Consider the following 18928-nt stretch of genomic DNA (forward strand, 5'->3'; position numbering starts at 1 on the left):
CAAGTCATTTGCCTTCTATTTCCTATATCATCTTACTTAAATTTTTTCCTAAAATCTTTATAATAGTACGTATATGCAAAAAAATGAGGGGGATCAAGTTTGACACTTGAAATATTAGATACATTTAACATAGAGCAGTTTCAAGATGATTTAATTGGTTGGTTTGAAAAAGAACAACGCGATTTACCATGGCGAAAAAATAAAGATCCATATCGTGTTTGGGTTTCAGAAATTATGTTACAGCAAACAAGGGTAGAAGCTGTAAAACCATATTACGCAAATTTCATGGGAAAGTTCCCGACGCTTGAAGCTTTAGCAAATGCCGATGATGAAGAAGTGTTAAAAGCATGGGAAGGTTTAGGATATTATTCTAGAGCAAGAAATTTACATGCTGCAGTAAAAGAGGTAAAAGAAGTATATGGTGGTAAAGTACCAAGTGATGTGAAAAAAATTGAAAAATTAAAAGGCGTAGGTCCATATACAAAAGGTGCTATTTTAAGTATTGCATACGGTATACCAGAACCAGCAGTTGATGGAAATGTTATGCGTGTATTATCCCGTATTTTATCAGTGTGGGATGATATTGCCAAGCCAAAGACTCGAAAAGTTTTTGAAGAAATTGTACGTGAAATCATTTCAAAAGAAAATCCATCATATTTTAATCAAGGATTAATGGAATTAGGAGCACTCATTTGTATTCCGAAGAATCCATCGTGCTTACTTTGTCCTGTCCGTGAGCATTGCCGAGGATATGCAGAAGGTGTACAAAAAGAGTTGCCGGTCAAGAGTAAGGCGAAAGCTCCTAAAATGGTACCACTTGTTGCAGGGGTACTTCAAACGGAGGATGGCCGTTATGTAATTAATAAACGGCCTAGTACAGGATTACTTGCGAATATGTGGGAATTCCCAAATATCGAACTTGGTGAAGGGATTCGTAATCAAAAACAACAGCTTACAGATTATATGAAGGAAAATTTTTCTCTTTCTGTTTCAATTGATGAGCATGCGCTGAATGTGCAACATACATTTACGCACCGCACATGGGATATATTTGTATTTTATGGAAAGGTAACAGGGAATATTGTAGAAACAGATATATTAAAAGTTGTATCGAAAGAAGCATTTGAACGATTGCCTTTCTCAAAGTCACATCGTACAATTTATGAAGAGTGTGTTGAAAAAATTACTATTCAATAATTTATAAAAAACGTGTTCCCAAGCTTGGAAACACGTTTTTTTAATCGTAAGATATTTTCGTACCATGAGTTCAGTTAGTTTCACCTTTTTGTAATCCACCCCGTGACTCAATTTCTTTCACAATTTCTTTATAAATTGTTTGGCCCTCTACATTTAAGTAAGGCATAATTTGTTGAAATGAATGATGAAAATAAGCTAACTCATCTTCTTTCCATTCATCTTTTGAAATCATAGTTAGTTCTGTCATATCGCGTCCGATGTACACGTTCCCACCTCCATCATATGTAGTTTGAATGAGTGATGAAAGATATATGCGTAAATTAAAAAATGAAATTGCGGATAGTTTTTGAATGGATTGGTTACATTATTGATTGTGGAGGTGAGAAAGATGAACAAAAAACAACAATATAATAAGGCAACTTCTGGTGCTAGCATTCAAAGTACAAATGCTAGCTACGGTACAGAATTTGCAACTGAAACGAATGTACAAGCAGTGCAAAAGCAAAACGCACAATCAGAGGCAAAGAAAGCACAAGCTTCTGGTGCTCAAAGTGCAAATGCTAGTTACGGTACAGAATTTGCAACTGAAACAGATGTGCAAGCTGTGAAAAAACAAAATGCACAGTCAGCTGCAAACAAATCACAATCTTCTAGCTCAAATCAGTAATGAAGGAAAAACACTTCTCGGTTCAAGAGAAGTGTTTTCTTTGTGTGGAAAAGGATGATCTTTGTAATGTACATATAATGACCGACATAACTTCTAATAAGTCAACAAATGTAGTCAAAGGAGAAAGAAACGAAAGGTTAGAAAATATGTAGTAGAAGTTGTAACTTGTGAATGTATTAAAAAGGGGGCTAGTAATGAACGCTTTTGATAAGTTGGTTGGAGAGCAGTTGGAAACGATGGATGAGCTGTTAAAATTACAAGCGCACTTAGAAAAGTATCAGCAAATTGAAATGAGTGAAAGAGATGTTTGTAATAAAAAGGAGTTGCATTTTATTCGTCAAGAAATACACAAAACAGAATTAGCATTGCAGCTCTTGCATAAAAAGTTTGAAAAGCAAACAAATGATGTCATTCACTCTTTTGAAACGGAAAAAATAATTTCTAATTAAGGATGAGACGTATTTTAATACTGTAGGTAAAAAGTCCTTCCTTAATTTTTAAAGAAGGACTTTTCCATTTCGCTATATCCTCATTGTAATCTTCAGTGAAAATAAAGAAGTCTCCACTAGATAAAACTTCATTTTACTTGCACTATAAAGAAATTTATCTCCATGAAGAAAGTAGTGCTCTATCGCTTTAGTTTTAAAATTTTGACAAAAAAGTTATAATAGAAAAAAAGTGAATGCAGTTCAGGTACTAACTTGGACAATGTAAGAAAGACATTTGCGATTGAAAGAAGGGAGCATATATGGGATTTCCCAAAGAAGGAGAAAAAGTACAAATACATAGTTATAAACATAATGGCTCCATTCATAGAATGTGGGAAGAGACGACAATTTTAAAAGGGACACAGAGTCTTGTAATCGGAGCTAATGATCGTACGGTAGTTACCGAATCAGATGGTCGGACGTGGATTACTCGTGAACCTGCGATTTGTTACTTTCATTCAAATTACTGGTTTAATGTTATTGGGATGTTAAGAGAAGAGGGCGTATATTACTATTGTAATTTAAGTTCTCCATTCGCATATGATTCTGAAGCATTAAAGTATATTGATTATGATTTGGATATTAAAGTATATCCGGATATGACATATACCCTTTTAGATGAAGATGAGTATGAAAAACATAGTCAAATTATGAAGTATCCACCTGTAATTGATACGATTTTAAAAAGAAATGTAGAGCATTTAACGCAGTGGATTCATCAAAGAAAGGGTCCGTTTGCGCCAGATTTTGTAGATATGTGGTATGAGAGATATTTAATGCACAGAGATTAGAACAAACCTGCAGGGAATTTCCCGGCAGGTTTGTCCTATTAGAGGGGGGATTATGTGCAAGGGATAAAAAGATATTTGCAATTCGTAAAACCATATCGATGGTTAATTGTAATTACAATTATTATTGGGCTGGTTAAGTTTGGAATTCCGCTCATTATGCCGTGGTTATTAAAGTATATTATCGATGATGTGATTCAAGGTGTGGGGACGCTTCAAGAGAAAACATCACAATTAATAACAGCGATTGGAATTGCTTTTTTTATTTTTGCAGTACTAAGACCGCCTGTGGAATATTATCGTCAATATTTTGCACAGCGTATTGCAAATACAGTTCTGTATGATTTGCGTAAGCATATTTTTGGGCACTTGCAAAAATTAAGCTTACGTTATTATTCGAATACAAAAACGGGTGAAATTATTTCGCGTGTGATACACGATGTAGAACAAACGAAGGATTTTGTTATTACTGGTCTTATGAATGTTTGGCTTGATACAGCTACAATTTTTATTGCCATTATTGTTATGTTTTCTATGGATATAAAATTAACGCTTGTTGCATTGTTAATTTTGCCAATTTATGCGGTTGCAGTGAAATATTTCTTCGGACGGCTTCGTAAATTGACGAGGGAGCGCTCACAAGCGTTGGCAATAATGCAAGGTTATTTACATGAGCGTATTCAAGGGATGCAAGTCACACGTAGCTTCGCGTTAGAAGAATATGAAAAAGGGCAGTTTGAAAAGAGGAACAATCAATTTTTAACGAAAGCACTAACTCATACGAGTTGGACAGCAAGAACATTTTCGGCTGTGAATACGTTAACGGATCTAGGGCCCTTACTTGTGATTGGATTTGCAGCATATGAAGTAATTCAAGGATCATTAACGCTCGGGACTATGGTAGCTTTTATTGGATATATGGATAGTTTATATAGCCCACTTCGACGTCTCGTAAATTCGTCTACAACATTAACGCAGTCTTTTGCCTCCATGGATCGTGTTTTTGAATTGTTAGATGAAAAATATGATATTGTGAACGTGCCTAATGCAGTACAACCTAAACAGTTAAATGGTGAAGTTGTATTTGAGGATGTCTCTTTTCGCTATAATATGCATGAAAAAAATGTATTATCTAATCTTTCATTAGCTATTCGTCCAGGTGAGAAGGTTGCGCTTGTTGGAGCAAGCGGTGGAGGAAAGTCGTCTCTTGCTAGTCTAATTCCGCGATTTTATGATGTTTCAGACGGTGCTGTTTATATAGATGGCGTAAATGTAAAAGATTATGATATGAGGAATTTACGTAGTCATATTGGAATTGTGTTACAGGATAATTTATTATTTAGTGATACGATTCAGGCCAATATTCTTTACGGAAATCCGAATGCCACAAAAGAAGAGGTAATATCTGCCGCGAAGGCCGCGCAAATTCATAGTTTCATTATAGCGTTGCCAGATGGCTATGAGACGGTTGTTGGAGAGCGAGGGGTAAAATTATCTGGAGGACAAAGGCAGCGTGTAGCAATTGCTCGTGTTTTTCTGAAGAATCCATCCTTGCTCATACTCGATGAAGCAACATCAGCGCTCGATTTAGAAAATGAACGATATATTCAAGAAGCTCTTCAAATGTTAGCTGCTGATCGAACAACAATTATTATTGCGCATCGATTAGCGACGATTACGCATGTTGATACCATTATTTATGTTGAAGAAGGTGAGATAAAAGAACAGGGTTCTCATGAGGAATTGATGAAACAACGTGGATTTTATTATAATTTATATCAACTTCAGCATATAAAAGAAACAGCTCCTTTAGCATAAAGGAGCTGTTTTTTTATTCATCTTCTTTTCTTTCATCAATTTGTAGTTCTTTTTCTGGTTTATGGTATGTGTAGAAGCTATCTACAAGTAAATCTAAATGCTCAACCTCTTCACTATAATTAATAATTGAAGAAATAAGAGGGAAGAGATGTAACCATATTTTGTACGATTCTTCATCGTCTTTGTTTTGATATTCCATAAAGATATCGATTAACTCTTGTTTACCTGTTTCAACTTCATCGAGCATTTCAACAGATTGTTGTTTTTTTGCTTTACCGATAAACTTTAATAAAACTTGTTCATGATAGTGAGTTAATGAATCGAGTTCATTTTGAATCGATTCTTGAAATTCTTCAGGCATATATCGTAGTTCATTTTCAGTACGATGTAATGATTTTAATGTACTTAAAGCGCGACTCGTTGTCGCTAACATTTGTCTAAATAAAACGAGTTTACGAATTTTTGCAAATTGTATCTTTTTCGTATAACTTCGTTCTTCTTTATAAAGCAAATAATAATGATTTAGTTTAATCATTTTTTCTTTCATTCGATCAATATCTGTTTTCAATGCTGTAAAATCAGAAGCCTGCCTGCTGTTCATACGAATCCATTTTACAATTTCTTCTGTATTATCAACGATGCGATGATATAGTTTTGTTTCATATTTTGGCGGCATAAATACTAAGTTTACAATTGAAGCAGCAATAATTCCGGTCATAATAGTCGCAAAACGAAGTAGGGCGAAATCAAAGAAGTCGGCTCCTTGATACTCCATAATGGCGATGACCGTTACTAAAGCGATTGATATTGTGTTTTCTAAACGTAATTGTAGTGTTAGAGCAATAACTAATATACAAGTTAATCCAATAATAAAAGGATTGTTTCCAAAAGCAAAAGCGAATGCGATAGCGAATACCGCACCAATTACGTTTGCTTGGATTTGCTCAAGTGCGGTCAAATATGAGCGATATACAGACGGTTGAACAGCAAAAATTGCTGAAATCCCCGCAAATACCGGACTCGGTAATTTGAGCACCATACAAGCAAATAAAGCTAATGTAATGGCAATACCCGTTTTTAAAATGCGAGCACCAAGTTTCATACCCTTATTAATATCCTTTCTCTTGTCATAATGAATGTACAACATGATACTATACATTCATTACAATATGTTAGCAAGTGCTATTTTAGTGGCGTTAAAAAAGTTTAGTGAAGAAATAAGACTAATTTCTTTGCACAGTATTCATGTAGTAGAAGACTATAATGGGTCTCTTGCTAACTTGTGCACTTCGAATTATTCAAATCTCTGCACCAGTCCTTTTAGACACTTATTTTTAGTGAAAAAACCTGCTGAATTTCAGCAGGTTTCAAATTGTTATTATAGATTACTATGTGGTGCTCGCTTCGTCAATTTTTTTATGAAAATAAAGAGTGCTTATATTATTCGGTTGAAATAGATGGATCCGCCTGTTCTTTTTTCGGAATGATTTCAAAAAAGTGGAGCTGAATATTGTCTAATAAAGGTGTTAATAAAGCGACTTCTTCGTATTGTTCGTGCTCATTCAATACGCGAATATAGTCTAATAACAATTCTGTAACATCTAACATTCCATTTTTACTAATTGGTTGTAATGTTACATTTGCTCCTTTAGCAAGTCTTCTTTTTAAAGCCTGTTCTGTTAAGCCTAAGTTTGGATCATGGCGCAAATAAACAACACCGCCAGTCATACCAGCGCAAATCCATGGGCCAGGATCACCTAAAACTAGAGCGCGGCCATTTGTCATATACTCAAAAGCGAATCCTTTTATATTAGAGTATGATCCTATGTTCCCGTGTTCCGTTTCTCGGAGAGGTTTTGTAAGTCTACCTCCGATGATCATATCCGCTCCGGAGAGGCGGATACCAGCGCGAGCATCAGCATTACCCTGTACATATAATGCTCCTTTTTGAGCACCGTATCCAAATCCTTTTCCGACAGAACCGTTATAGTATGTTCCATCTTTTCCTTTTGCTTTTGTTATATAAATACCGCCGCCAAATGAAGTTTTTCCAATTCCATCTTGAGCACCGCCATTTACGTGGATAAATAAATTTTCACTATTGTAAGCTCCCAAACCATTTCCAGGGACGGATCCGTTTGTATACTTTAATGTAAGTGGTTCAAGGTGATTGTTTTCATATAATTTACTACGGACGCGATAACATGATTCTAGGCCACCCATCACTCTTTGCTCTACACCGACACCGACTAATTCTTTTGAGTGGAAGGAGTCAGTTGTTTTGTATTGCTGCTGCTCTGTAGATTCCGTTATAGTAACGGGTGAGCCTTCTAAAGTTTGTAATAAATTGTGTAAGTCTAATAGCTCTTTACCGTGAGTTTGTTCTAGTAAATCTGAGCGTCCAACGATTTCTTGTAAATTTGTATAACCGAGTTGACCTGTTAAACGTTTTAATTCTGCGCCGAATGTAGTGAATAAATTTAATAATCCTGAAACTGCATTTTCAAATTGGCGTGGAACGAAGCGGCGAAGACCGTGCTCTTTTGCTTGAGCTTCTGATTCAATCTGTGTTGCGATTCCAACATGACATGTATCTAAATGACAACCACGACAAGTTGTACAGCCAATCGCAATCATCGATAGTGTACCAAACCCAATTCGATTTGCTCCGAGGAGCATTATTTTAAATGCATCATTCACACTACGAATACCACCATCAGCCCAAATTTCCACTTTATGTCTCATGTTTGCTTCTATGAGAGCATTGTGAGCGGCTTTCACTCCAATTTCTACGGGAAGACCTACATGTTGCAGTGCGTGAATACGTGCAGCTCCTGTTCCACCATCAAATCCGCTAATGTTAATAAAATCAGCACCAGCTTTAGCGATACCGACAGCAATTGTCCCAATGTTAGGGACAACAGGGACTTTTACGGCCACTTTTGCAAGGTGATTAGCCGTTTTAATTTCAGTAATCATTTGTGCTAAGTCTTCAATTGAATAAATATCATGGTTATTAGAAGGTGAGATTAGATCAGAACCAATTGTTGCGTTACGTGCTTCAGCGATTTTTGCAGTTACTTTTGAGCCAGGTAAATGTCCACCTTCGCCAGGTTTTGCACCTTGACCGATTTTTATTTCAATTAAATTTGATGAATTTAGTAGCTCGGCATTTACTCCGAATCGACCCGAGGCAATTTGTTGTCCTCGTGTATGTGGGTATTTGCCAATCATATCTTTAATCTCTCCACCTTCACCATTCAAACTAATCATATTCAGTCGATCTGCAGCTTCTGCATAAGCACGGAAAGCAATTTCATTTTGAGAACCAAAGGACATCGAACTAATGATGAATGGTAAATCATGATTGTGAATACGGATAGACACTTCTTCAGTTGGAACTACATGGCGCATTTGCTTTGCTTGAATAAGATGACGAATTGCAATTGGGGTATTTCCCTCTAATTCACTTAATTTATCACGATAATCATCGTAAGAGTTTCCTTTTGCAACATCACCAATTGCTTTCCAAATGCGCGGGAATGTGTGAAATGATTTCCGCATTCTAACTTTTGGATTGCTATAATCAGTCGCTCTTGCTTTTGCATCTTCAGCAAGTGATGTAAGTGAAAATGCTAAGCGGGTTGAACCGAAGAAATTTGTGATTTGTAATATATCCGCGATATCTTCGTGCAATCCAATAGAGGAGAAGAGACGACCATAACCGCGTAACTCATGAATTCCAATCGTTGAAATTACTTTCTCTAATCCTTTATTTAATGCGTTATACAAGTTAGTAATTGGGGGTACCGTTCCGTCGTTCACAGTTGCAAACAATATGTACGGATTAATAACATCTGCGCCTAATCCGTATAACGTAACAATATCGTGTAAGGAACGTAGTGCACCAGATCGTATAACGAGAGAACATTTTCGGCGTAATTTACTTTTAGTTAATGCTTGATGTACTTTAGAAATAACTAAATGTGGATCAATCCATAAATGTTCATTTTGATGCGCTTTCGCATCATCTAATAATAGAAGAGAAACACCATTCTTAACGGCTACTATCGCTTCAGAACTAATTCGATGTAATGCATCTTGCAAAGTTTCGGATGAGCTAAATGTAGCAGAGATTGTAGAGACAGAGCTATGAGTAATAAATTGCTGTATAAGCTGTTCATATGTGATGGTGTCTAAATCTTTGGCAATAGATTGAGCTAAACTTCCTTCTAAAATAATTGGTGAAAGCAGTTCAGTTACAAACGGCTGCTTAGAGTCACCTAGTAAACTTGGACGTTCGCCGAGTACAGTACGTGTAGAGAAGTGCTCGATTTCTCGATCGCGATCAATGGCTGGATTTGTAACAACAGCTACACTTTCTTTAATGAAATCGGCAATGTTTCGTCTATCTGCGTCGAGTGCCGCGAGTGGTGAATCATGCCCGAGTGAGCGAATTGGTTCAACGCCTTTTGTTGCCATCTGCTCAAGGAGTTGAATATGTTCTCGATCCCAGCCGAAAGCAACGTATTGCTTTGTTTCAACTTGAACTGAATCATATAATCCTTCGATTGTTTTTGATTCTGGAACAGATAAATTTAAATGATAATTTGTAAAATCAATTCGCTTTTTTAAACGGTTATATACTTCATCTTGGTATTTATCGTATTCATAGAGAACTAGCTCATCTTGATTATTCCACTTTAAACCTACTTTTTCTCCAGGAGCGAGCGGTTTTGGCTCTGCTACATATTCAGTTGGTGATATAACACCAGGTTCAGAGGAAAAAATATAGGAACGATTTGTTTCTACTTTCCAGACTGGACGTAAACCGAGTGAATCAACACTAAAAACAGCCTCGTCTTTATAGCGTGAAATAATTCCAGCAGGACCTTGTGCGAAATGGCCCCATGCTTCGCGTATATACGTGTATAAGTCTTGTAAATGTGTTTCGTATAATTTTATCTCATTAATAATTGGTGGGAATAATACGTCCATTGCTTCAAATAAGCTGTAGTTGTACTTGACAAGAAGAGTTTCTAAAGTACGATTTAAATCTTGAGAATCACTGCCCCCAGCGGTAAGCGGGACATCAATCATTTCAGCTTGATCGCGCAATTTGGCAATCGTGTTGATTTCACCATTATGTCCGAGAATGCTAAATGGTTGCACGCGAAAAAAATTAGATAATGTATTAGTAGAATAACGATTGTGCCCAAGTGTCATAGTTGAAGCGATAAGTGGATGTTGTAGATCATTGTAGTAAGCAACGAGTGTATCGCCGGCACCAAGAACTTTGTAGACAGCATGGTCATGACTTAATGAAGCAACATGAATCGCTTCGTTTTCTTCAATTTTTATTGTTAAAGAAAATAACGTTTGATCAAGGTTTACACTTTCGCCTTCTGCAATAAGAGCGACTTGCCAAAATAACGGTTCTTCCTGTTTGCCGAGAGGACCGAGTGCATCGGAATTTATCATATCATCACTTTCGAAAATAATTGTAAAGTTTTCATTGTGTACTTGTGTGCGCATATAATCTTTTAAATCGGTAACATTTTCTTTTTTGTTTAGAAAAAAATGTCCAACGACAAAGTGGGGATGATCCACGATCGCTGGATTATATCCGCTATTTTTTAGTTTTTCTTTCCAAAGTGTTTTTGGTACATCGATATGAATACCAATTCCGTCTCCTTCGCCGTTAATGAAGCCAGCTCGGTGATTCATTTTGACAAGTGATTGTATACAAAGATCGATGTTATCTTTTGTAGGAATTTTTTGTTTCTCCATAACGGAAACGATTCCACACGCATCATGTTCTGCATTTTCATAGTTTCGAAATAAAGACGGTGTCCATGTATTTGTTTTATTGAGCATCCGTCAATCCCCCCTCTGAGATATATTATTTTGAAAAATCTTACTATTTAAGGTGGAAATCACCTTGCATACGAAACGAATAAAGGGTATGGAAAAAGTAAAAACAGATAATTATGAATAATTATACTATTAATGAGAGATTTATGAAATAGAAAAAAGGAAAAAAGAGAGGAGAGCTCACTTTTTTCCTTTTTGTATTTATCTTATTTGGAGTTTGCTAAAGCAGCAAATGCTCTACCAACAGCCTCAATTGTATATTCAACATCTTCTTTTGTATGTTCTGTCGTTAAGAACCACGCTTCGTATTTAGATGGTGCTAAATTAATACCTTCTTGGAGCATAAGTTTGAAGAACTTACCGAACATTTCACCATCTGTATTTTGAGCTGCATCATAATCTTCAATTGTATTTGTTGTAAAGTATACAGTTAATGCACCTTTTAGACGGTTTACTGTAATGTCGATGTTATGCTCGGCAGCTTGTTCTAAAATACCTTTTTCAAGCATTGCCCCCAGCTCATCTAATTTCTCGTATACGCCTTCTTGTCGAAGTACTTCTAAGCACGCAATACCAGCTGCCATAGAAGCTGGATTTCCTGCCATTGTACCAGCTTGATATGCAGGTCCAAGCGGTGCAACTTGCTCCATGATTTCTTGTTTACCACCGTAAGCACCGATTGGAAGTCCGCCGCCGATAACTTTACCAAGTGCTGTTAAGTCTGGTGTTACGCCAAGTAAGTCTTGAGCACCACCGTACATAAAGCGGAAAGCAGTAATAACTTCATCGTAAATTACTAGTGCACCAGCTTCATGGACAAGCTCATTTACTTTTTCAAGGAATCCAGGTTTAGGTTCTACAATACCGAAGTTTCCAACGATTGGTTCTACCAGGATAGCTGCTACCTCGTGTCCCCATTTGTCTAACGCTTCTTTTAATGTTTCTACATTATTAAATGGAACGGTAATAACTTCTTGTGCGATACTTTGTGGAACTCCAGCGGAATCAGGAGTTCCAAGAGTAGAAGGACCAGAACCAGCTGCTACAAGTACTAAATCTGAATGACCGTGGTAGCAACCAGCGAATTTCATAATTTTTGTGCGGCCAGTGTAAGCACGAGCTACACGGATTGTTGTCATAACGGATTCTGTACCAGAGTTTACGAAACGAACTTTATCTAAAGCAGGCATTGCTTCTTTTAACATTTTTGCAAATTTTACTTCTAGAGCTGTTGGAGTTCCGTATAGTACCCCATTTTCAGCAGCAGTTTTAATAGCTTCTGTTACATGTGGATGAGCATGACCTGTAATAATCGGGCCGTATGCTGCTAAATAATCGATATATTTATTGCCATCTACATCCCAAAAATAAGCACCTTTTCCACGCTCCATTGCAACAGGAGAACCGCCACCAACTCCTTTGAAAGAACGAGAAGGGCTATTAACACCACCAACGATATGCTCTAATGCTTCTTTATGTAATGCTTCTGATTTTGTGAATTTCACTACAATTCATCTCCTTACAAAAATCTATGTATTATTCTAACATGTTTTTTGAAAAGACGTATTGTTTGTGATAGGGATGGCAGTTGGGTAAACTATTCGTTGTGACATTTAGGAAGGGGGTCCGATTATGAAATCGGTAATTGAGGTACAAGGATTACGTAAAGAATTTACAGCCTATTCAAGTCGTCCGGGATTAAAGGGTGCATTTCGCGATTTATTAAATCGTAATTATAAAATAGTACCAGCAGTAAATGATGTTTCGTTTACTGTAAAGCAAGGTGAAATGGTTGGTTATATTGGCGAAAATGGAGCTGGTAAATCAACAACAATTAAAATGCTGACAGGGATTTTGACGCCTACGTCTGGGCAAATTCTTGTCAATGGAATGGATCCACATAAGCAGAGAGAAGAATTTGTAAGAACAATTGGTGTTGTGTTTGGTCAACGCTCTCAGCTTTGGTGGGATATTGCAGTGCAAGAGTCATTCCGTTTATTAAAGAAAGTGTACGGTGTATCAGACGCGGAGTATAAGGAGCATATGGAGCACGTCATTGAAACGTTAGATATCGGGCCTTTGTTAGATAAGCCAGTACGAAAGCTATCTCTTGGTCAAAGGATGCGTTGTGAACTAGCAGCGGCGTTAATTCATAATCCACCATTATTATTTTTAGATGAGCCAACTATTGGATTAGATGTTCTTGTGAAATTGAAAATACGAGAATTTTTAAAAGAAATGAATGAACGTTACAAGACGACAATTTTATTAACAACGCATGATATCACTGATATTGAAGCGTTATGTGAGCGTGTCATTATGCTTGATGAAGGAAATATTATGTATGATGGGTCCCTAGATAATCTTCGTTCTCAGTGGGGAGCGGAGAAGGAAATACATTTTCAATTCGTTTCGCCTGTTTCATATCAGGCACTATCAATGGTTATGCCAGATAACCATGTCGTTTGGTCAAAGGCGAAAGAAGAGCATACATGGATTGCGAAAATACCGAATGAAGAAGTTATCATTTCTATGCTTATTTCAAAAGTAGTACAAGCTTTTCAAATTAAAGATTTAAAAATTAATGAAGTGTCTACAGAAGAAATTATTCGTAACATTTATGAAGAAGGTATTATGCATGGGTAAGTATATTGAAATGATTCGTATTCGCTTTTTAATGATGCTTGCTTATCGTACGAATTATTATAGTGGAATCTTAATTTATACAATTAATATTGGTGCATATTACTTTTTATGGCAAGCAATTTATAGCGGGAAAGAAAATATTGAAAGTTTGTCGATTTCACAGATGACTACGTATATTGCAATTGCATGGATGGCGCGTGCTTTTTATTTTAATAATATCGATAGAGAAATTGCGATGGAAATTCAAGAGGGTCGTGTAGCGGTGGAATTAATTCGTCCATATAACTATTTAGGTATGAAAGTTATGCAAGGGCTTGGAGAAGGAATATTTCGTTTTGCATTCTTTTCAATCCCGGGTATGGTTATCGTTACGTTATTATTTTCATTACAAATTACAACGAATTTTCAAACGTGGTTATATTTCTTTCTATCGTTAATATTCAGTTTTATCATTAATACACAAATAAATTTAATGACAGGAATGCTTACATTCTTTTTATTTAATAATAGTGGAATTATGTATGCGAAACGTGTCGTGATTGATTTGTTTTCAGGTTTATTATTACCGATTAGCTTTTATCCTTTATGGGCTCAAAAAGCGATGGTGTTTTTACCGTTTCAAGCAATTAGTTATATTCCGAGTATGATTTTCTCTGAAGGTATACAGGGAAGTAAGTTGTATCAAGCTTTATTATTTCAGATGATTTGGGCAGTAGTACTTATTATTCCAATTGTGCTGATGTGGAAAACGGCGAGAAGACGCCTAATTGTACAAGGGGGATGATTAGATGCTATATATAAAACTATTTTTACAATATGCAAGCCAATATATAAAAACAAAACTGGAGTACCGTGGCGATTTTATCGTTGGATTACTATCAGATTTATTATTACAAGCTGTAAATTTAATTTTCATCCTTGTCGTTTTTGGACATACACAAGCATTAAAAGGGTGGAGCCGCGAAGAAGTAATTTTTATTTATGGCTTTTTCTTAGTCCCGTTTGCCATTTTTTCTGCCTTCTTTAATATATGGGATTTTAATGATCGATATATTATTAAAGGAGAGATGGACCGTGTATTAACGAGACCGATTCACAGTTTATTTCAAATAATATTAGAAAGAATGGAACTTGAGTCTTTAATTGGAGCTATTACAGGAATCGTTGTGATGGGATACGCAGCAGTAGAGCTGCAATTATCTTTTTACTGGTATGATTTCTTCTTATTCCTAATTATGGTAGCGGGAGGAGCACTTGTGTACGGCGGGATATTTGTTACGCTTGCCAGTCTTGGCTTTTGGTCGGATGCAAAAAGCTCTATTATGCCGCTTATGTATAACATAGGGAATTATGGACGTTATCCTGTTGATATTTATAATCGTGTTATTCGCTTTATATTAACGTTTGTTTTACCGTTTGCATTTGTTGGGGTATATCCAGCAGCATATTTTCTTAGAAAAACGGAATGGAATAGTTATGCATTTGCTACACCGGTCGTTGGTATCATTTGTTTTACCATTGCAATTACGCTTTGGAACCAAGGTGTAAAAAGATATCGTGGCGCAGGAAATTAATATAGAAGCTTGTTTGATTCGTTGGGATAAATCATTTGTAGTCCTCATACATATTAAATGAGGTGGAGGACATGTTATGGGGACTTATCCTATTGATTGCAGTGATTGCTATTTTAAGAAGTATTCAATTATTATGGAGCTCATATTCAGATTCGAAGCGTTTTTTTTCATTGTATAATTTAACTGCATTGTTTCTTATTTATACGACAGTACTCATTGCATTCGGATTGAGTTATGTTGTATTAGAGGAAATTGGATTTACAGTTTTAAGAGAGGATGACGAAAGGTTAACAGTCCACTCTTTTCAACTTGTGGAAATATGCTTATATTTTAGCGCGGTGACATTATTGTCGGTTGGATACGGTGATATAACTCCAATTGGAATAGGACGCTGGATTGCGATTGTAGAAGCGCTGATTGGATATACGCTACCCTTTGCTTTTGTAGTGCGGACTGTAATAGACAATGAAAAATAAAAGAGCATTTGTTATAGTAAAAGGAAAGAAAAGGAGTGATAATAATGATCACAGTAGGAGAAATGGCACCGGATTTTACACTAGAAGGAAGTAACGGAGAACAAGTTCGTTTATCTGATTTTCAAGGGAAACATGTAGTGTTATATTTTTATCCAAAAGATATGACGCCGGGATGTACAACAGAAGCATGTGATTTCCGTGATGCGTATGGGTTATTTAGAGAAAAGGATACAGTTATTTTTGGTGTAAGCCCAGATCCGGTAAACAGACATATAAAATTTATCGAGAAGCATGAGCTTCCGTTTTTACTTTTAGTAGATGAAGATCATAAGGTAGCGGAGCAGTACGATGTTTGGAAATTAAAGAAGAACTTCGGAAAAGAGTATATGGGAATTGAGCGTTCTACATTCCTTATTGATAAAGATGGTAAAGTTGTAAAAGAATGGCGTAAAGTGAAAGTGAAAGGCCATATTGAGGATGTTCTTTCTTATATAAAATAAGTATGTACAGAGTGAGGAAGGAATTTCTTTATTATGTAATAAGTGTAAGGCGTGAGTCTATACATCTTCTGTGATTTTACATAAAGTGAAATGTAGGGCATATGACATACTCTTTAAGTGCGATTCTTTCGCACTTTTTTCTATATAAAGGGCTGAGAAAGATACATAAGAATAAAGCTGTATAAAAAATAAAACACTTAGTTATAGTAGAAATATTGACGATTGACAAGAAAAGGAGTACACTCTTTATAAGAATTATAAAATAATAATCCGTATAGAATCGGGGTGCATGACGGTGGTCAAAGAAGAATTAAAAGAAGCGCTAGAAATGCTGAAAAATACGGGTGTACGCATTACTCCACAGCGTCATGCTATTTTAGAGTACCTTGTGGAATCTATGACGCACCCAACAGCGGATGACATTTATAAAGCATTAGAAGGTAAGTTCCCTAATATGAGTGTTGCAACTGTTTATAATAACTTACGTGTATTTAAGGAAGTTGGGCTTGTAAAGGAATTAACTTATGGAGACGCTTCAAGTAGATTTGATTATGTTACAAGTCAGCATTACCATGTGATTTGTGAAAAATGTGGTAAGATTGTTGACTTTCCTTATGAAGGTTTGGAAAAGCTTGAAGAGGAAGCTTCAAAAACGACAGGCTTCGTTATTAATAGTCATCGCTTAGAAATTTATGGCGTTTGTCCAGAGTGTCATAAGGCGTAATATATAATAAAGAAAGAGGTCGACGGCTACGTCGACCTCTTTCTTTATTATATAAGGGTAGCGTCAGGCTGATATGGATTTACAAGGTTAAGCGGAAAACCTAACGGGCAGGTTAAGTTAGTAAGAGGATTAGATAAAACTGTGTCGAATTTACTTTATATTGGTGAAAATGAAGTCTTGGAGGATACATTTTGAAGAAATATGAGATTAAAAATAACATTCCAACATTGGAAGAATACAAATATTTATGTGACTCTGTGGGGTGGACTGATTATATGAATTTTGAAGTGGTGGAAACATCACTTCAAAATTCTATTTACTGCATCACAGTTAATGATAATAATCGAATTGTGGGTATGGGGAGAATTGTTGGCGATGGGGCTATCTATTTCTATATTCAAGATATAGTGGTGCATCCAGATTATCAAAAGAATGGTATTGGAAAGGAAATAATGAATACTTTGGTTGAATACTTAAATCGGAATGCACCAGATAAAGCATTTATTGGTTTGTTTGCATCACAAGGTAAAACATCATTCTATGAAAAATATGATTTTAAAGATTACTCGCCCAACATGACGGGGATGTTTACTGTAATTTCAAAAAAATAGACATAATAAATTTTAGGAGAAGACAGCAATCAATATGAAAGGCATCATTCTTCTAATAACCTTTTTCCTTATTAAGCTAACGGGAACTTTAGATTTAATAAGAACAAATAAAAAAGTCGATTTCTTGGTTGAGAAATCGACTTTTTTAATGAGTTGAAAATTCCTTAGTGTTGTAAACCCGCACTTTCCCCTATATACCTATAATTTATAGCTCTTCTTATTATATTTCTCATCAAATTCTTTTCCTTCTAGATTTCGATCAAGTGTTAAAGGTTGATTGCAATGCATACATGCGTCGACACGACCGAGCATTTTTGTTGGTTTATCGCAGCTTGGACAAATAATTTGTATAGTCTTAGTAGATAACATACCAATCCAAAAGTAAACGACAGTACTAGCGATAACAGCTAAAAAGCCAACCATCATAAATGTCGTCATAATAATAATGTTGTCGCGGAAAAAGACACCTAAGTATGCAATGAAGAGGCCGATAAATACTAAGCTCAATGCAAAGGTTCGAATTTTATTAATCTTGTTCGAATATTTAATACCCATTCCCACCACACTCCTATAGGAATAATATAACACACAATTTAGAATTTTTTATAAAAAGAAAGGCGATGATCAAATTTATCAATTATTAACGATCAGTAATGCTTTCTTTTTAAGATTCAATAAAGAAAGAGATTTAGTAGGTGGAAGATGTATGTCTGTAAAAGGGGATGGATTGTTTTTCTCTATTAGATATTGAAGGGTTTTAACGGGATGTGAAATTTTTTATAAAAAGTATTGACCCTATGTATACTGCGTGATATATTAATAAACGTCGCTGATGCGGAAACGCAGAAATGATGAAAAATAAAATGAAAAACTTAGTTGACATCAAAAAACAAAGATGTTAACATAAGGAAGTCGCAATTGAGCGGCAAACAAGTTCTTTGAAAACTGAACGAAACAAACAACGTGAAACGTCAATTTTTATTTTAGATGCTAGACAAACTAACTTTATTGGAGAGTTTGATCCTGGCTCAGGATGAACGCTGGCGGCGTGCCTAATACATGCAAGTCGAGCGAATGGATTAAGAGCTTGCTCTTATGAAGTTAGCGGCGGACGGGTGAGTAACACGTGGGTAACCTGCCCATAAGACTGGGATAACTCCGGGAAACCGGGGCTAATACCGGATAACATTTTGCACTGCATGGTGCGAAATTGAAAGGCGGCTTCGGCTGTCACTTATGGATGGACCCGCGTCGCATTAGCTAGTTGGTGAGGTAACGGCTCACCAAGGCAACGATGCGTAGCCGACCTGAGAGGGTGATCGGCCACACTGGGACTGAGACACGGCCCAGACTCCTACGGGAGGCAGCAGTAGGGAATCTTCCGCAATGGACGAAAGTCTGACGGAGCAACGCCGCGTGAGTGATGAAGGCTTTCGGGTCGTAAAACTCTGTTGTTAGGGAAGAACAAGTGCTAGTTGAATAAGCTGGCACCTTGACGGTACCTAACCAGAAAGCCACGGCTAACTACGTGCCAGCAGCCGCGGTAATACGTAGGTGGCAAGCGT

Annotated in this window: 17 protein-coding genes and 1 rRNA gene (1 of these 18 running past the window's edge); 13 read left to right on the forward strand and 5 right to left on the reverse strand. The window is 36.4% G+C overall.

Annotated features, from left to right (window positions below; translation table 11 throughout):
• Positions 1-99 precede the first annotated feature (99 nt).
• Complete coding sequence (gene mutY / locus DJ93_RS15405; RefSeq protein ID WP_042981747.1) at positions 100-1197, forward strand: A/G-specific adenine glycosylase; 1098 nt, start codon at positions 100-102, stop codon at positions 1195-1197.
• A 70-nt stretch (positions 1198-1267) separates the two neighbouring features.
• On the opposite strand, the gene DJ93_RS15410 is transcribed toward mutY, so the two are convergent.
• Positions 1268-1444, reverse strand: a complete 177-nt coding sequence (locus tag DJ93_RS15410; protein WP_374937173.1) for a hypothetical protein — start codon at positions 1442-1444, stop codon at positions 1268-1270.
• Between the two features lie 126 nt (positions 1445-1570).
• Here DJ93_RS15410 and DJ93_RS15415 point away from each other — a divergent pair, with 126 nt between their 5' ends.
• The 4 genes from DJ93_RS15415 to DJ93_RS15430 all read left to right on the forward strand — a co-directional run bounded on the left by DJ93_RS15415 (position 1571) and on the right by DJ93_RS15430 (position 4958).
• The gene (locus DJ93_RS15415) at positions 1571-1864 is read left to right on the forward strand and encodes a gamma-type small acid-soluble spore protein (protein ID WP_117287910.1); all 294 of its coding nucleotides are present in this window, start codon (positions 1571-1573) and stop codon (positions 1862-1864) included.
• 194 nt (positions 1865-2058) lie between these two features.
• The gene (locus DJ93_RS15420) at positions 2059-2313 is read left to right on the forward strand and encodes a YgaB family protein (RefSeq protein WP_042981752.1); all 255 of its coding nucleotides are present in this window, start codon (positions 2059-2061) and stop codon (positions 2311-2313) included.
• Positions 2314-2612: 299 nt separating this feature from the next.
• Positions 2613-3143 carry a nucleoside tri-diphosphate phosphatase gene (gene ntdP / locus DJ93_RS15425; protein ID WP_042981754.1) on the forward strand — a complete coding sequence of 177 codons (531 nt, stop codon included), beginning with the start codon at positions 2613-2615 and terminating at the stop codon, positions 3141-3143.
• Between the two features lie 54 nt (positions 3144-3197).
• Complete coding sequence (locus tag DJ93_RS15430) at positions 3198-4958, forward strand: ABC transporter ATP-binding protein (RefSeq protein WP_042981755.1); 1761 nt, start codon at positions 3198-3200, stop codon at positions 4956-4958.
• Positions 4959-4971: 13 nt separating this feature from the next.
• On the opposite strand, the gene DJ93_RS15435 is transcribed toward DJ93_RS15430, so the two are convergent.
• From DJ93_RS15435 to hemL, 3 genes are all read right to left on the reverse strand, one after another.
• Positions 4972-6060 carry an aromatic acid exporter family protein gene (locus tag DJ93_RS15435; RefSeq protein WP_042981756.1) on the reverse strand — a complete coding sequence of 363 codons (1089 nt, stop codon included), beginning with the start codon at positions 6058-6060 and terminating at the stop codon, positions 4972-4974.
• 338 nt (positions 6061-6398) lie between these two features.
• Positions 6399-10835 (reverse strand): glutamate synthase-related protein, encoded by a 4437-nt coding sequence (locus DJ93_RS15440; RefSeq protein ID WP_042981757.1) that lies wholly within the window; start codon positions 10833-10835, stop codon positions 6399-6401.
• A gap of 203 nt (positions 10836-11038) precedes the next feature.
• Entirely contained in the window at positions 11039-12337 is a 1299-nt protein-coding gene (gene hemL / locus DJ93_RS15445; protein ID WP_042981758.1) for a glutamate-1-semialdehyde-2,1-aminomutase, read from the reverse strand.
• A 127-nt stretch (positions 12338-12464) separates the two neighbouring features.
• Between hemL and DJ93_RS15450 the strand changes: the two genes are divergently transcribed.
• The 7 genes from DJ93_RS15450 to DJ93_RS15480 all read left to right on the forward strand — a co-directional run bounded on the left by DJ93_RS15450 (position 12465) and on the right by DJ93_RS15480 (position 17363).
• Entirely contained in the window at positions 12465-13478 is a 1014-nt protein-coding gene (locus DJ93_RS15450) for an ABC transporter ATP-binding protein (RefSeq protein ID WP_042981759.1), read from the forward strand.
• Complete coding sequence (locus tag DJ93_RS15455) at positions 13471-14262, forward strand: ABC transporter permease (protein ID WP_042981760.1); 792 nt, start codon at positions 13471-13473, stop codon at positions 14260-14262. The genes DJ93_RS15450 and DJ93_RS15455 overlap by 8 nt, the downstream gene beginning before the upstream one ends.
• A 4-nt stretch (positions 14263-14266) precedes the next feature.
• Positions 14267-15052: an ABC transporter permease gene (locus DJ93_RS15460; RefSeq protein WP_042981762.1), complete on the forward strand. Its 786-nt coding sequence runs from the start codon at positions 14267-14269 to the stop codon at positions 15050-15052.
• A 71-nt stretch (positions 15053-15123) separates the two neighbouring features.
• Positions 15124-15528 (forward strand): potassium channel family protein, encoded by a 405-nt coding sequence (locus tag DJ93_RS15465; protein WP_042981763.1) that lies wholly within the window; start codon positions 15124-15126, stop codon positions 15526-15528.
• Between the two features lie 44 nt (positions 15529-15572).
• The gene (gene bcp / locus DJ93_RS15470) at positions 15573-16028 is read left to right on the forward strand and encodes a thioredoxin-dependent thiol peroxidase (RefSeq protein ID WP_042981764.1); all 456 of its coding nucleotides are present in this window, start codon (positions 15573-15575) and stop codon (positions 16026-16028) included.
• Between the two features lie 295 nt (positions 16029-16323).
• On the forward strand, positions 16324-16752 hold the full coding sequence (gene perR, locus DJ93_RS15475; protein WP_181969224.1) for a peroxide-responsive transcriptional repressor PerR: 429 nt from the start codon (positions 16324-16326) through the stop codon (positions 16750-16752).
• Between the two features lie 191 nt (positions 16753-16943).
• Positions 16944-17363, forward strand: a complete 420-nt coding sequence (locus DJ93_RS15480) for a GNAT family N-acetyltransferase (protein ID WP_042981766.1) — start codon at positions 16944-16946, stop codon at positions 17361-17363.
• A gap of 198 nt (positions 17364-17561) precedes the next feature.
• Here DJ93_RS15480 and DJ93_RS15485 read toward each other — a convergent pair whose 3' ends face one another.
• On the reverse strand, positions 17562-17918 hold the full coding sequence (locus tag DJ93_RS15485) for a YgzB family protein (RefSeq protein ID WP_042981767.1): 357 nt from the start codon (positions 17916-17918) through the stop codon (positions 17562-17564).
• A 450-nt stretch (positions 17919-18368) separates the two neighbouring features.
• On the opposite strand from DJ93_RS15485, the gene DJ93_RS15490 reads away from it, so the two are divergent.
• Positions 18369-18928 (forward strand): 16S ribosomal RNA (locus DJ93_RS15490) (it continues 992 nt past the right edge of the window).

The sequence above is a fragment of the Bacillus clarus genome, from assembly GCF_000746925.1.
GTDB classification, from domain to species: domain Bacteria; phylum Bacillota; class Bacilli; order Bacillales; family Bacillaceae_G; genus Bacillus_A; species Bacillus_A clarus.